This window comes from Lentzea sp. CC55 (genome assembly GCF_021056325.1).
Taxonomy (GTDB): Bacteria; Actinomycetota; Actinomycetes; order Mycobacteriales; family Pseudonocardiaceae; genus Lentzea; species Lentzea jiangxiensis.
Window position 1 is genome coordinate 1 of sequence record NZ_JAJCXE010000031.1, and the last position, 12,383, is coordinate 12,383.

The window sequence follows — 12,383 nt, forward strand, 5'->3', positions numbered from 1 at the left end:
CGAACCTGCCGAGCTCCCGCGGCGACAACGAGGTGAGCGCTCTCAGCGCCAGCAGGTCCGGCTTGTCGCGCAACCGCGCGGTGTCCGCGGCCTTGCGCGCGTACCGGAGCCGGACCGGCAGCCACGTGACGAGCAGGAACAGCACGGGAACCACGACCAGGGCGGCGGCGAGCCAGAACGCGGAGTCCTCGACCACGCCGATCTGCGCGTTGCCCGCGTCGGTGAGCGTCTCGCCGGCCTTGCTGCCGTTGCCGAGCGCTCCCGCCAGGTCCTCCCCGACGAACGGCACACCCCTGGCCTTGCCGGCCGCGTTGGTGAAGGCGTCGCGAATGCTGCCGCCCGCGTTGACCAGCCCGTCCCCCGGCGCGCGCAGTTCGAGCACCCAGTCGTGGACGGTGGTGGCCACCCAGATCCAGAACGCGACCCAGCCGACGGCGAGGAGGTCGACGATCAGCTGACGCGTGAACCTGACAGGTCTGTCCGCGTACCACTTCATGCGCGGATGGTGTCACAACGCCCACGGCGGCCCGGAGTCCAGCTGAGACCCGGGGCCGCCGTTGCGACGAACAGCTCAGTCGACGACCGCGAGTGCGTCGATCTCCACCAGCAGCCCCGCCGGGAGCCCCACGTACACGGTGGTGCGGGCCGGAGCCGGGTCGGTGACGAACTCGCCGTAGACCTCGTTCAGCTCGGCGAAGTGCGCCGTGTCGGTGAGGTAGACGCGGATCATCACCACGTCGTCGATGGACGCGCCACCGGCGGCGAGGACGGCGCTCAGGTTCGCGAACGTCTGGCGCGTCTGCTCGGCGACGGTGGTGCCGACGATCTCGCCGGACTTCGGGTCGAACGCGACCTGGCCCGCCACCTGCAGGATGTTGCCCTTGCGCACACCCTGGGAGAAACGGGCCACCGGCTGCGGCGCGTCAGCGGTCTTGATCTCAACCTTGGACAACGGAAATCCCCTTATCTCGGAACGTAACCGCACTCGACCGAGGCAGCCTCGGCGGTGGCGAGCAGGTCGGGCAGGTGGGACAGCAGGCCGTCGAAGTCGAGCAGCACCTTGGGCACGGACATCGACACGGCCGCGAGCACCTCGCCGCGGGCGCCCCTGATCGGCGCGGCGATGCAGTGGATGAAGTCCTCGTGCTCGGAGTTGTCGACGGCGTAGCCGTTGGCGCGCACGCGTTCCAGCTCGGCGAGGTACTCGGCGGGGCCGGGGATGGTGTTCTCGGTCAGGCGCGGGAACTCCATGCCCGCCAGCACCTTGCGCAGGGTGGCGGGCGGCAGGTCGGCCAGCAGGATCTTGGCCACGGCCGTGCAGTGCAGCGGGGCGCGGCGGCCGATGCGCGAGTACATGCGCATCTGGTGCCGGGACTCGTACTTGTCGATGTAGATCACCTCACCGTCCTCGTAGGACGCGAGGTGGACGGTGTGGCCCAGGCGGGAGTTGAGGTCGCGCAGCGCCGGTTCGGCGGCGCGCCGGACGTCCCGTTCCTCCAGGGCTCGGTTCGCGAGGTCGAACAGGGCGGTGCCGAGGCGGTAGTGGTGCACGCCGTCGCGCTGCACGAAGCGGTGCGTCTCCAGCGTGCGCAGCAGGCGCAGCGTCGTCGACTTGTGCACGCCGATCACGCCGGAGAGCTCGTCCAGCGTCTTCGGTCCGGTCGCGAGCTGGCTCACCAGGGTGAGCGCTCGGTCGAGGCTCTGGCTCATCTACACCTCCAGGCGGGCGGACGCCCAGGTCCGCGGGTCGGCGTGCAGCAGGGGAACCGTCACGTCGTCCGGCAAAGGATCTCCGACGTCCTCGGCGGTGAGCAAAGCGGAGGCCGCCTGGAGGTGCCCGGCCCTGAGCCGCACCGACGGGGCCTCGCCCGCCAGCGTGGCCGCGAGGAAGCCCGCCGCGAACGCGTCACCCGCGCCGACCGGTTCCACGACCTGCACCTCCAGCGCCGGCTCGAAGTACGACTCCCCTCCCTCGAGCAGCGTGGCACCTTCCGCGCCCTGCTTCACGACCAGCGACGCCGGACCGGGCAGCAGCTGCCGCAGCCGGGCGGGATCACCCGTGCCCCACACCAGTTCGGCCTCGTCGGATCCGGCGAGGACGACGTCGGCGGAGTCCGCGAGCTCGCGCAGCACGCGCGGGTCGCGGTCGGTCCACAGGGCGGGACGCCAGTTCAGGTCGAACGAGACGCGGAACCCGTGGCGCGGCCTGCGCAGCAGCTCGCGCATCATCTCCAGGCACGAGTCGGACAGGGCGGCGGTGATCCCGCTGAGGTGCACGAGCCCCACCTCGCCGGAGCCGAGGCCGAGCCGGTCGATCATCTCGGGTCCCATGCCCGACGCCGCCGACCCGCGCCGGTAGTAGCGCACCGGGCTGCCGTGCGGCGAGGCTTCCTTGACGTAGAGGCCGGTCGGCCGGCCGGGGTCGACGCGCACCCGCGACACGTCCACGCCGAACCCGCCCACCGCGTCGAGCACGGCCAGGCCGAACGAGTCGTCGCCGACGGCGCTGACCCACGACGACGGCACGCCGAGACGCGCGAGGTGCACGGCGACGTTGGACTCGGCGCCCCCGACGGCCCTGTGCCAGGTGCGCACCAGGTGCACGGGACCGGGTTCAGCCGGAACCATCATCACCATGGTCTCGCCGAGACACACGACACCGCCGACGTGATCGAACCGCATGCGCGCTCCAGAGGTGTTCGTTGACGGCGGCGAGACCGAATGCTACACAACTCAGCATCACATCGCGCAATGGGAGTTGCAAAATATGCAACATCTGATGGAGCTGGATCTGGCGGCCGTCGCGGACATCAGGTCGGAGAAGATCGACTGGCGGTTCAAGGGCCTGCCCTCGAGCACGTTCGGCTCGACCATCGGCGAGGTCGCCGGCCAGGGGCTGGACCTGTTCGCCGACGAGTTCGTCGGCCCGCTCGTCGTGCTGGACGCGGACGCGCTGGCGCACAACCTGACGACGATGGCGAAGTGGTGTGACAACCACGGCGTGAAGCTGGCGCCGCACGGCAAGACGACGATGGCACCGCAGCTCTTCCAGCGGCAGGTCGAGCACGGCGTGTGGGCGCTGACCGCGGCCAACGCGTCGCAGCTGCGCGTCTACCGGGCGTTCGGCGTGAGCAGGGTCCTGCTCGCCAACCAGCTGCTCGACCCGGCCGCGCTGCGCTGGCTCGTCGCCGAGCTCGACCGCGACCCGCGCTTCGAGTTCAGCTGCTGGGCCGACTCCGAGGCCGGCGTCGCGCTGATGAGCGAGACGCTGCGGGAGCTCCAGCCGTCACGGCCGGTCGACGTGCTGGTCGAGCTGGGCGCCCCCGGTGGCCGCACCGGCGCCCGCGACCTGGAGACGGCGATGGCCGTCGCGCGGGCCGTGCACCAGAGCCCCGTGCTGCGGCTGGTGGGCGCGGGCGGCTACGAGGGCGCGCTGGCGCACGACGCGTCCGAGTCGTCGAAGTCCGTCGTCGACCGGTACCTCGGCGATCTCCGCACGCTCGTGCTGCGGCTGGCCGACGCCGGGATGTTCGACGAGCTCGACTCGGTGGTCGTCACCGCCGGCGGCAGCGCGTACTTCGACCAGGTGGCGGCGACGCTGGCCCAGCCGTGGCCGGTGCCGGTGACGCCGGTGCTGCGCAGCGGCGCGTACATCACGCACGACGACGGCTTCTACCGCGGGATCTCGCCGTTCGCGCGGATCGACGGCGTCGAGCCGTTCCGCGCGGCGCTCCGGGCCTGGGCGCAGGTGACGTCACGGCCGCAGCGCGACCTGGCGCTGCTGACGATCGGCAAGCGCGACGCGTCGTTCGACGAGGGCCTGCCGGAACCGCAGCTCGTGCGCCGCGGTGACGGCGCGATCGCCCCGCTGGCCGGGGCGGAGATCACCGCCCTGAACGACCAGCACGCGTTCCTCCAGCTCGGCGCGGAGGCCACGGTCCGCGTCGGCGACTGGGTCGGGCTCGGCCTGTCGCACCCCTGCACGGTGTTCGACAAGTGGCAGCTGATCCCGGTCGTGCGGGGCACGACCGTGGTCGACCTGATCCGCACCTACTTCTAGAAGGAGCGTTGCGATGGACGACGTCGTCCTGCGCGGACCGCTGATCGCCGACGGCACCGGCGCGCCCGCCCACCGGGCGGACGTGGGGATCAAGGACGGCGTCATCTCGTCCATCGGTGAGGGGATCTCCGCCACGAGGTCGATCGACGCGGACGGGCTCGTGCTCGCGCCGGGTTTCATCGACATGCACTCGCACTCGGACCTGCGCGTCCTCGCCGAGCCGGACCACCTGGCGAAGGTCTCCCAGGGCGTCACGACCGAGGTGCTCGGCCAGGACGGCCTGTCCTACGCGCCGGTGGACGACGAGGTGCTCGCGACGCTGCGCGGCCAGCTCGCCGGGTGGAACGACGACCCGCCCGGTTTCGACTGGAACTGGCGCTCGGTCGGGCAGTACCTCGACCGGTTGGACCAGGGCATCGCGGTGAACGCCGCGTACCTGGTGCCGCAGGGGACGCTGCGGATGCTGGCCGTCGGCTGGGAGGACCGCCCGGCGACGGAGTCCGAAATGGACAGGATGAGGTCCGTTCTCGCGCAGTCGCTCGCGGAGGGCGCGATGGGCATGTCGTCCGGGCTCACCTACACGCCCGGCATGTACGCGGACACGTCCGAGCTCGTGCAGCTCTGCGAGGTCGTCGGCCGGCACGGCGGCTTCTACAGCCCCCACCACCGCAGCTACGGCGCCGGTGCGCTGGAGGCGTACGCCGAGATGGTGGAGGTCTCGAAGCGGTCCGGCTGCGCGTTGCACCTCGCGCACGCCACGATGAACTTCCCGGTGAACAAGGGTCGCGCGCCCGAGCTGCTGCGGCTGCTGGACGACGCGATCGCCCAGGGTGCCGACATCTCGCTGGACACCTACCCCTACCTGCCGGGGGCGACGTACCTGAGCGCGCTGCTGCCGTCGTGGGCCACGGAGGGCGGGCCGGACAGGGCGCTGGCGAGGTTGTCCGATGTGGACACCCGCGAACGCATCCGCGTGGAGATCGAGGAGACCGGTTCGGACGGCTGCCACGGCGTGCCGGTCGACTGGGACTCCATCGAGATCAATGGCGTCCGCAACGACCGCAACGCGCACCTCGTCGGCACCAGCGTCCACGCCTCAGCGCTGCGACTCGGACGCGCACCGGCCGACCTGTACTTCGACGTGTTGATCGACGAGCGGATGGGTACGTCCTGCCTCATGCACGTGGGCCACGAGGAGAACGTGCAGGCGATCATGAAGCACCCGGCGCACACCGGCGGCAGCGACGGGCTGCTGGTAGGCGACCGGCCTCATCCGCGCGCGTGGGGCACGTTCCCCCGCTACTTCGCGCGCTACGTCCGCGAGCTGGGCGTGCTGAGCCTGGAGGAGTGCGTGGAGCACCTCACCGGCCGCGCGGCCAAGCGCTTGCGGCTCACCGACCGGGGTCTGGTCCGCGAGGGCTACGCGGCAGACCTGGTGCTGTTCGACCCCGAGACGATCGCCGACACGGCGACGTTCGACGAGCCTCGGCAGCAGGCCGCCGGCATCCCGTACGTGTTCTGCAACGGGGTGACGGTGATCGACGACGGAACCGCCACCGGCTCATTGCCAGGCCATTCACTCAGGAGCCGCCCGTGATCGACTGGTTGCAACACTCAACAGGGGGCTTGCTCACCCTCGCGGTAGTCAGCATCGCGGTGCTGCTCCTGCTGATCATCAAGTTCAAGGTCGAGCCGTTCATCGCGCTGATCGTCGTCGCGCTGCTGGTCGCGCTGCTGGCGGGCGTGCCGGTGGACCAGCTGGTCGGGTCGGCGCAGAAGGCCTCGGACTCGTTGCTGGAGAAGGGCTTCGGCTCGATCCTCGGGCACATCGCCGCGATCATCGGTCTCGGCACGCTGCTGGGCGCGATCCTCGAGGCGTCCGGTGGCGCGCAGGTGCTGATGGACAAGCTGATGACCGCGTTCGGCGAGAAGAGGGCGCCGGTCGCGATCGGCCTCGCCGGCCTGATCTTCGGCGTGCCGGTCTTCTTCGACATCGGCATCTTCGTGCTCGCACCGCTCGTCTACGTGGCGGCCAAGCGCAGCGGGAAGTCGATCGTGCTGTTCAGCATGCCCCTGCTGGCGGGCCTTTCGGTCATGCACGCGTTCATGCCGCCGCACCCCGGACCGGTGGCGGCGGCCGGTCTCCTGGGCGTGTCGCTCGGCTGGATCATCATCATGGGTGTCGCGGTGGCGCTCCCGTCGTGGTTCGTCGGCGGTGTCCTGTACTCGTACTGGATCGGCAAGCGCATCACCGTGCCGGTGCCGGAGGAGATGCTGGCGGCGGCCGAGGCCGCGCGCGAGGACAACGGCGACCGCGAACCGCCGTCGCTGGGCCTGGTGCTCTCGATCATCGGCCTGCCGCTGGTGCTGATCCTCGCCGGCACGTTCGGCTCGATTCTGCTGACCAAGGGCACGCGGCTGTACTCGGTGGCGACGTTCTTCGGCACGCCCGCGGTGGCGTTGACGATCTCGGTGCTGCTCGCGTTCTGGTTGCTGGGCTTCCGGCGCGGCATGACGCGCGAGAAGGTCGCGGAACTGTCCGCCGCCTCGCTGAAGCCGGTCGCGATGATCCTGCTCGTGGTCGGTGCCGGTGGCTTCTTCGGCGCCGTGCTGGCCGCGACGGGCATCGGCAAGACGCTGGCGAGCGAGCTGTCCGGCATCGGCCTGCCGGTGATCGCGCTGGCGTACGTGATCAGCTGCGTCATCCGCATCGCGCAGGGGTCCGCGACCGTCGCGATCGTGACGACCGCGGGCATCGTGGCACCGGTGCTGGGGGACCTGGACTACTCGCAGCCTCAGCTCGCCCTGGTCGTGATGGCCATCGCGTCCGGTTCGATCATCGCCTCGCACGTCAACGACGGCGGGTTCTGGATCGTGTCGCGGTACTTCGGGCTGTCGGTGAAGGAGACGCTGCAGTCGTGGACGGTCCTCGAGACCATCCTCTCTGTGGTCGGTTTCGTGGTCGCCGCGGCGCTCAGTCTGGTCGTCTGATCGGACACAACTCAACATTCCCCAACGCTTGACAACACCCCGTCCACATCTGAGGATCGGCGCAATGTTCAGTTGTGTTTGATGTGGACGGGGCCCGCATGAGCAACACGGAGGTCGTGCACCTGCACGACGACATCTCCAGCGTCGTCATCACCATCGCGGGCACGAGCCTGCCGGTCGTGGCGCACTGGGGACGCACGCTCGGAGACGTCGACCAGGCCGCGCTGCGGGGCCTGGTCGACGCCGTTTCGTGGACCAACCCGAACAACTCGCCGGACCTCCCGGTCCCCCTCGCACTGCTGCCCGACGCCGGTGCCGGGTACGCCGGCCGCCCCGGCCTGCGTGGTCACCGCGGCGGTGAGCACTTCGCCCCCGCGCTGGAGGTCACGTCGTTCTCGGGCGAGGACGGCTCGATCTTCCGCTACGTCGCGTCGGACGAGGCCGCCGCGCTGACCGTGACCGGCACCGTCGAGCTGCTGCCGTCCGGGATGCTCCGCGTCCGGCACGTCGTCCGCAACGACGGCGCGACGCCGTACGCGTTGGAGGGCCTGGAAACCGCGCTCCCCGTCCCGTCGCACGCCACGGAGCTCCTGGACTTCACCGGCCGCTGGAGCCGGGAACGCGCGCCGCAGCGGCAGGCGTTCCACCACGGCTCGTGGGTGCGCGAGAACCGGCGCGGCCGCACCGGGCACGACGCGACCATCGGACTGCTGGCCGGCACACCGGGGTTCTCGTTCCGCGACGGCGAGGTGTGGGCCGTGCACGTGGCGTGGAGCGGCAACCACGTGACGTACGCCGAGAACCTGGTCGACGGCCTGCCCGTCCTGGGCGGTGGCGAGCTGCTGCTGCCGGGGGAGATCACGCTGGCACCGGGCGAGGAGTACGAGACGCCGTGGATCTACGCGGCCTACTCGTCCACGGGCGTCGACGGCATCAGCGCGGCGTTCCACCGGCAGCTGCGCGAACGTGCGCTGCGGCCGCGGCCGGTCGTGCTGAACACGTGGGAGGCCGTCTACTTCGACCACGACCTCGCGCGCCTGACCTCGCTGGCCGACACCGCCGCAGCCCTGGGGGTCGAGCGGTTCGTGCTGGACGACGGCTGGTTCCGCCACCGCCGCGACGACTCCGCAGGCCTCGGCGACTGGTACGTCGACGAGACGGTGTGGCCGGACGGGCTGACGCCGTTGATCGAGCACGTCCGCGCGCTCGGCATGGAGTTCGGGCTGTGGTTCGAGCCCGAGATGGTCAACACGGACTCCGACCTCTACCGGGCTCACCCGGACTGGGTGCTCGGACCGCGTCCCGGCGTGCTGCCGCCGTCGTCGCGCAACCAGCAGGTGCTGAACATCGCGCACCCGGGGGCGTACGCGTACATCCTCGAACGCGTCTCGGCGGTGCTGGCGGACAACGACATCGCGTTCGTGAAGTGGGACCACAACCGCGACCTCATCGGCTCGCGCGTGCACGACCAGACCGCCGCGTTCTACCGGTTGCTGGACGAGCTGCGGCTGCGGCACCCGCACGTGGAGATCGAGAGCTGCTCGTCCGGTCGCGGCCGGATCGACCTCGGCGTGCTCGCGCGCACCGACCGCGTGTGGACGTCGGACTGCAACGACGCCCTGGAACGCCAGCTGATCCAGCGCTGGACCGGGGTGTTCCTGCCGCCGGAGCTGATGGGCCAGCACGTCGGGCCGACGAAGTCGCACACCACCGGACGCGTGCACGACCTGTCGTTCCGGGTCGCGACGGCGCTGCTCGGGCACTTCGGGATCGAGTGGGACGTCAACTCGGCCACCGACGACGAGCTGGCCGGGCTGCGGGCCGCGATCGAGTACTACAAGGACGTGCGGTCGTTGGTGCACAGCGGTGTCGTCGTGCGTTCCGACCACCCGGACCCCGCGGCGTGGGTGCACGGAGTCGTCGCCGAGGACAGGTCCGAGGCGCTCTTCTGCTACGCGCAGCTCACGACGTCGGTGCAGAACAAGCCCCGCCGGGTGCGGCTGCCCGGGCTCGACCCGGCGCGCACGTACCGCCTGTCGTTCGACGCTCCGGCCGGACGGCCCCGGCTGACGCAGCGCGGCCCCGCGAACTGGGAGGCGGTGGAGCTGCCCGGTTCCGTGCTGGCGGAGGTCGGCGTGCAGCTGCCGGTGCTGGAGCCGGAGCAGGCCGTCCTGCTGCGGCTGAGCTGATCGCGAAGAGCCCCGGCGGGACGTGTCCCGCCGGGGCTCTCCTCTCCCCCGTCACCGGCCGGCGCGCGTTCCGCCGGCCTTGGTGGCCCACCACTTCCCGCCAACGCCCTGCCCGTTGGCATCACCGCAGACCCCGTCCCCCGCGAAGAGGTACTGCGGCCACCCCGCGATGGTGAGCTGCTGCTTCCCGTCCCGTTCGACCGTCCCCACGAGCGCGGGATCCACGCCCTGCACCTGGAAGCCCTCGTTCACGAACGCAGGCGGCCACTGCCGCGCGCACTCACCCGAGCAGGTGCTCGCCGGCGGGTCCGCGGAGTCGTCGTCGAACCGGTACAGCGTCATGCCGCCGGAGTCGGTCGCGACGACCCCGAGGTTCCCGACGGTCGCGGTGGTGAGCGCGATCGCCTTGTTCTGCTGGGCTTTCTTGCCGTCGGTGGCCGTGGCGAACCACTTCGCCACCGTGACGCCGTTGGCCTCGCCGGGCTTGGCGTCGTTCTTGAACGTGTACTGCGGCCAGCCGGCGACGGTGAGCTGCCTTCCGCCGTCCTCGCGCGTGATCGTGCCGAGCAGCCCGGGGTCGACGCCCTTCACCCGCGGCGTCCCGCCCTCGACGTACACCGGCGGCCACGTTCCGGTACACCCACCGTCGCAAGTGGACGCCGGCGGCTGGGCCGTGTCGCCGTCGAACCGGTACAGCGTCAGACCGGCGTTGTCGGTGAGCACCGCACCGAGCCCGGCGACGACGCCCGTGCGAACGGCGAGCTGCGTGCGGGCGCCGTCCTTCGCCGTGGCGAACCACCTGCCCCGCAGACCCTGGCCCTTTGTCTCACCGGGCTTGGTGTCCTGGGCGAACCGGTACTGCGGCATGCCGCCGACGGTGAGCTGCCGGCTGCCGTCCGCGCGGACGATCGAGCCGACCAGACCCCGGTCGACGCCGTCGACCGCGAAGTTCTCGCCGGGAACCGTTGCCGGGGGCCAGGTCGCGGCGCACTCACCGTCGCAAGTGGACACGCCGGGCTTGTCCCCGTCGAAGCGGTAGAGGGTGAACCCCTCGACGTCGGTGACCACCGGCCCCAGGCCGGCGTTCTCGGCGACGTTCAGCGCCACCACGCTCTCCTGCCGCTGCGCGACCGGCTTGCTCTCCGGCGTGCCGGCGCAGGCGGTCAGCGAGATCAACCCCAGTGCGACGACCGCGGCGCTCCTGCGGATCATCCTGAACCTCCCGGCTCGTGCCCTCGAACGCCCATCACACGTGCGGGAGGCCAGAACGGTTCAAACGAATCTTCAGAACATCGCGCGCTTCAACGCGGGCACCGCCGACGCCGTCCTGAGCACCGTCCGGAACAGCGTGCGCGCCACCGGGCTGCCCTCGGCGAACTGCTTCGCCGCCCGCAACGAGTCGCGCACCGCCGCGAACCCGTACTCGTACATCTCCGCCTCGTACCGGGCGATCGCGTCGCCGCCCTCGACGAGGCAGCGCGTGAGCAGCTGCGCGTCCTTCAACGCGATGTTCGCCCCGATCCCCCGCATCGGGGTCATGGCGTGGACCGCATCGCCGAGCAGCGTCACGTTCGTCGGCCGCCAGCGCCCGATCGGCTTCGACGACCTGATGTGCCACTGGCTGACGGTGTCGGAGTGGGACGCCTCCACGATCCTGCGCAGGTCGGGGCTCCACCCGGCGATGCGCCGCAGCACCTCGCGCTGCAGCCCGCCGCCGAGGTCGAGGTCCTTGGCCGCGAACGCCCACATCAGGTACGGGCGCACGTTGTCGAACAGCACGCCCTCGTCGTCGGAGTAGCCGAGGCCGTCGTGGGCCACCAGGAACATCCCGCACCGGCTGGTCGGGACGATCGAGTTGGCCCGGACGAGCAAGCTCGGCGGAATCCAGTCGTGCTCGTCGAGGAAGAGCTTGCCCGCGACCGCCGTGATCCCGACCTCCTCCGTTCCCGCGTGTGGCAGGTACTGGCGGCGCACCCGCGACCGGATGCCGTCCGCGCCGACCAGCACGTCGCACTCGGCCGTGGTGCCGTCCTCGAAGTGCAGCCTGATCCCGTCCCCCTGCTCGTAGCGCTCGAACCGCTTGCCGAACCGCACGTCCAGCCCGTCGAGCAGCACCTGCCGCAGCGTGATCCGGCTCGCCGAGTAGTGCTTCTCCTCGTCCTGGTCGAGCACGAGCAACGGCTTGAGCTGCTCGGTCAGGAAGCCGAACCCGTTGCCGCTGAACCCCGCGCTCCGCTCGAACCGCTCCCAGTTCGCCGCGGGAAGGCACTCCCGCAGCGCGGCGGCACCGTCCGGGTTGATGTGCACCCGGTACCCCTGCAGGCGGTCCGTGCGCGACAAGTCCCGCTCGTACACCTCCACGTCCATGCCGGCCTCGCGCAACCCGTGCGCCAGGCACAGCCCGCCGATTCCCCCACCGATCACCGCGATCCTCATGCCGCCTAGTTTCAACCGCACGGTTGATTAAGTCAACCCAACGGTTGAAAATTGGCCGTCGGCTACCGTGTCGACGTGGATCAACGCCGTTCTCCCCGTGCCTCGGAACGCAAGCGCGACCCGGAACGCACGCGCGCCCTGCTCCTGGAAGCGGCGGCGGCGGAGTTCGGCGCGAAGGGCTACGCGGCCACGCGCACCACCGACATCGCGGCGCGGGCGGGCGTGAACAAGCAGCTGATCTCGTACTACTTCGGCGGCAAAGAGGGCCTGTACAAGGAGCTGTCCACGAGCTGGCACGGCTCCGCGGCCGAGATGTCGAGCACCGACCAGCCGCTGGGCACCGTGATCGCGGGCTTCGTGCACACGACGCTGACCGACCACGCACGGCTGTGGGCGTGGTCGAACCTGGCAGGTGACAGCCCACCCACCGACGAGACGTTCCTGCGCACCCAGGTCGAGCAGGTGCGCCGACGTCAGGAGTCGGGTGAGCTCCCCGCGGACCTCGACCCGGGCTTCCTGCTGCTGGCGCTCATGGCCGCGGCCTCCGCGCCGCTGACGCTGCGGCACACCGCGGGTCAGATCACCGGCGAGGACCCGGCCACGCCCGAGTTCGCCGCGAAGTACGCGGAACAGCTGGCGTTGCTGGTGCGGCACCTTTCCGGCGGGAGCTGACACCGGAACCCGCCGGTGGGACGTGCGCCTGGGCG

General features: G+C 70.8%; 11 protein-coding genes. 5 read left to right on the forward strand and 6 right to left on the reverse strand.

Translation table 11 applies throughout. The features are described from left to right. The 4 genes from L6E10_RS24885 to L6E10_RS24900 form a co-directional block, all read right to left on the reverse strand. Positions 1-496, reverse strand: a 496-nt coding sequence (locus L6E10_RS24885; RefSeq protein ID WP_236221951.1) for a hypothetical protein, incomplete at its 3' end; no start/stop codon positions are given. A 75-nt stretch (positions 497-571) separates the two neighbouring features. After that, positions 572-952, reverse strand: coding sequence for a RidA family protein (locus tag L6E10_RS24890; protein WP_236221952.1), 381 nt, complete (start codon positions 950-952; stop codon positions 572-574). Positions 953-963: 11 nt separating this feature from the next. Next, positions 964-1,710 (reverse strand): IclR family transcriptional regulator, encoded by a 747-nt coding sequence (locus L6E10_RS24895; protein ID WP_236221953.1) that lies wholly within the window; start codon positions 1,708-1,710, stop codon positions 964-966. Beyond that, complete coding sequence (locus L6E10_RS24900; protein ID WP_236221954.1) at positions 1,711-2,682, reverse strand: sugar kinase; 972 nt, start codon at positions 2,680-2,682, stop codon at positions 1,711-1,713. A gap of 97 nt (positions 2,683-2,779) precedes the next feature. Between L6E10_RS24900 and L6E10_RS24905 the strand changes: the two genes are divergently transcribed. The 4 genes from L6E10_RS24905 to L6E10_RS24920 all read left to right on the forward strand — a co-directional run bounded on the left by L6E10_RS24905 (position 2,780) and on the right by L6E10_RS24920 (position 9,240). Beyond that, positions 2,780-4,060, forward strand: a complete 1,281-nt coding sequence (locus L6E10_RS24905) for an amino acid deaminase (RefSeq protein WP_236221955.1) — start codon at positions 2,780-2,782, stop codon at positions 4,058-4,060. A 13-nt stretch (positions 4,061-4,073) separates the two neighbouring features. After that, complete coding sequence (locus L6E10_RS24910) at positions 4,074-5,657, forward strand: amidohydrolase family protein (RefSeq protein WP_236221956.1); 1,584 nt, start codon at positions 4,074-4,076, stop codon at positions 5,655-5,657. Further along, a complete protein-coding gene (locus tag L6E10_RS24915) occupies positions 5,654-7,051 on the forward strand; it encodes a GntP family permease (protein WP_236221957.1) in 1,398 nt (465 codons plus the stop codon). Before L6E10_RS24910 ends, L6E10_RS24915 begins: the two co-directional genes overlap by 4 nt. Positions 7,052-7,149: 98 nt before the next feature. Next, the gene (locus L6E10_RS24920) at positions 7,150-9,240 is read left to right on the forward strand and encodes an alpha-galactosidase (protein WP_236221958.1); all 2,091 of its coding nucleotides are present in this window, start codon (positions 7,150-7,152) and stop codon (positions 9,238-9,240) included. Between the two features lie 51 nt (positions 9,241-9,291). On the opposite strand, the gene L6E10_RS24925 is transcribed toward L6E10_RS24920, so the two are convergent. Then, entirely contained in the window at positions 9,292-10,452 is a 1,161-nt protein-coding gene (locus tag L6E10_RS24925) for a hypothetical protein (RefSeq protein ID WP_236221959.1), read from the reverse strand. A gap of 72 nt (positions 10,453-10,524) precedes the next feature. Continuing rightward, entirely contained in the window at positions 10,525-11,676 is a 1,152-nt protein-coding gene (locus L6E10_RS24930) for an NAD(P)/FAD-dependent oxidoreductase (protein ID WP_236221960.1), read from the reverse strand. A gap of 75 nt (positions 11,677-11,751) precedes the next feature. Between L6E10_RS24930 and L6E10_RS24935 the strand changes: the two genes are divergently transcribed. After that, complete coding sequence (locus L6E10_RS24935; RefSeq protein ID WP_236221961.1) at positions 11,752-12,348, forward strand: TetR/AcrR family transcriptional regulator; 597 nt, start codon at positions 11,752-11,754, stop codon at positions 12,346-12,348. The last annotated feature ends 35 nt before the right edge of the window (positions 12,349-12,383 follow it).

Coding starts and splice junctions, on each gene's coding strand:
- L6E10_RS24895 (WP_236221953.1), bottom strand. CDS start 1,710: ATGAGCCAGAGCCTCGACCGAGCGCTCACCCTGGTGAGCCAGCTCGCG.
- L6E10_RS24900 (WP_236221954.1), bottom strand. CDS start 2,682: ATGCGGTTCGATCACGTCGGCGGTGTCGTGTGTCTCGGCGAGACCATG.
- L6E10_RS24905 (WP_236221955.1), top strand. CDS start 2,780: ATGGAGCTGGATCTGGCGGCCGTCGCGGACATCAGGTCGGAGAAGATC.
- L6E10_RS24910 (WP_236221956.1), top strand. CDS start 4,074: ATGGACGACGTCGTCCTGCGCGGACCGCTGATCGCCGACGGCACCGGC.
- L6E10_RS24920 (WP_236221958.1), top strand. CDS start 7,150: ATGAGCAACACGGAGGTCGTGCACCTGCACGACGACATCTCCAGCGTC.
- L6E10_RS24925 (WP_236221959.1), bottom strand. CDS start 10,452: ATGATCCGCAGGAGCGCCGCGGTCGTCGCACTGGGGTTGATCTCGCTG.
- L6E10_RS24930 (WP_236221960.1), bottom strand. CDS start 11,676: ATGAGGATCGCGGTGATCGGTGGGGGAATCGGCGGGCTGTGCCTGGCG.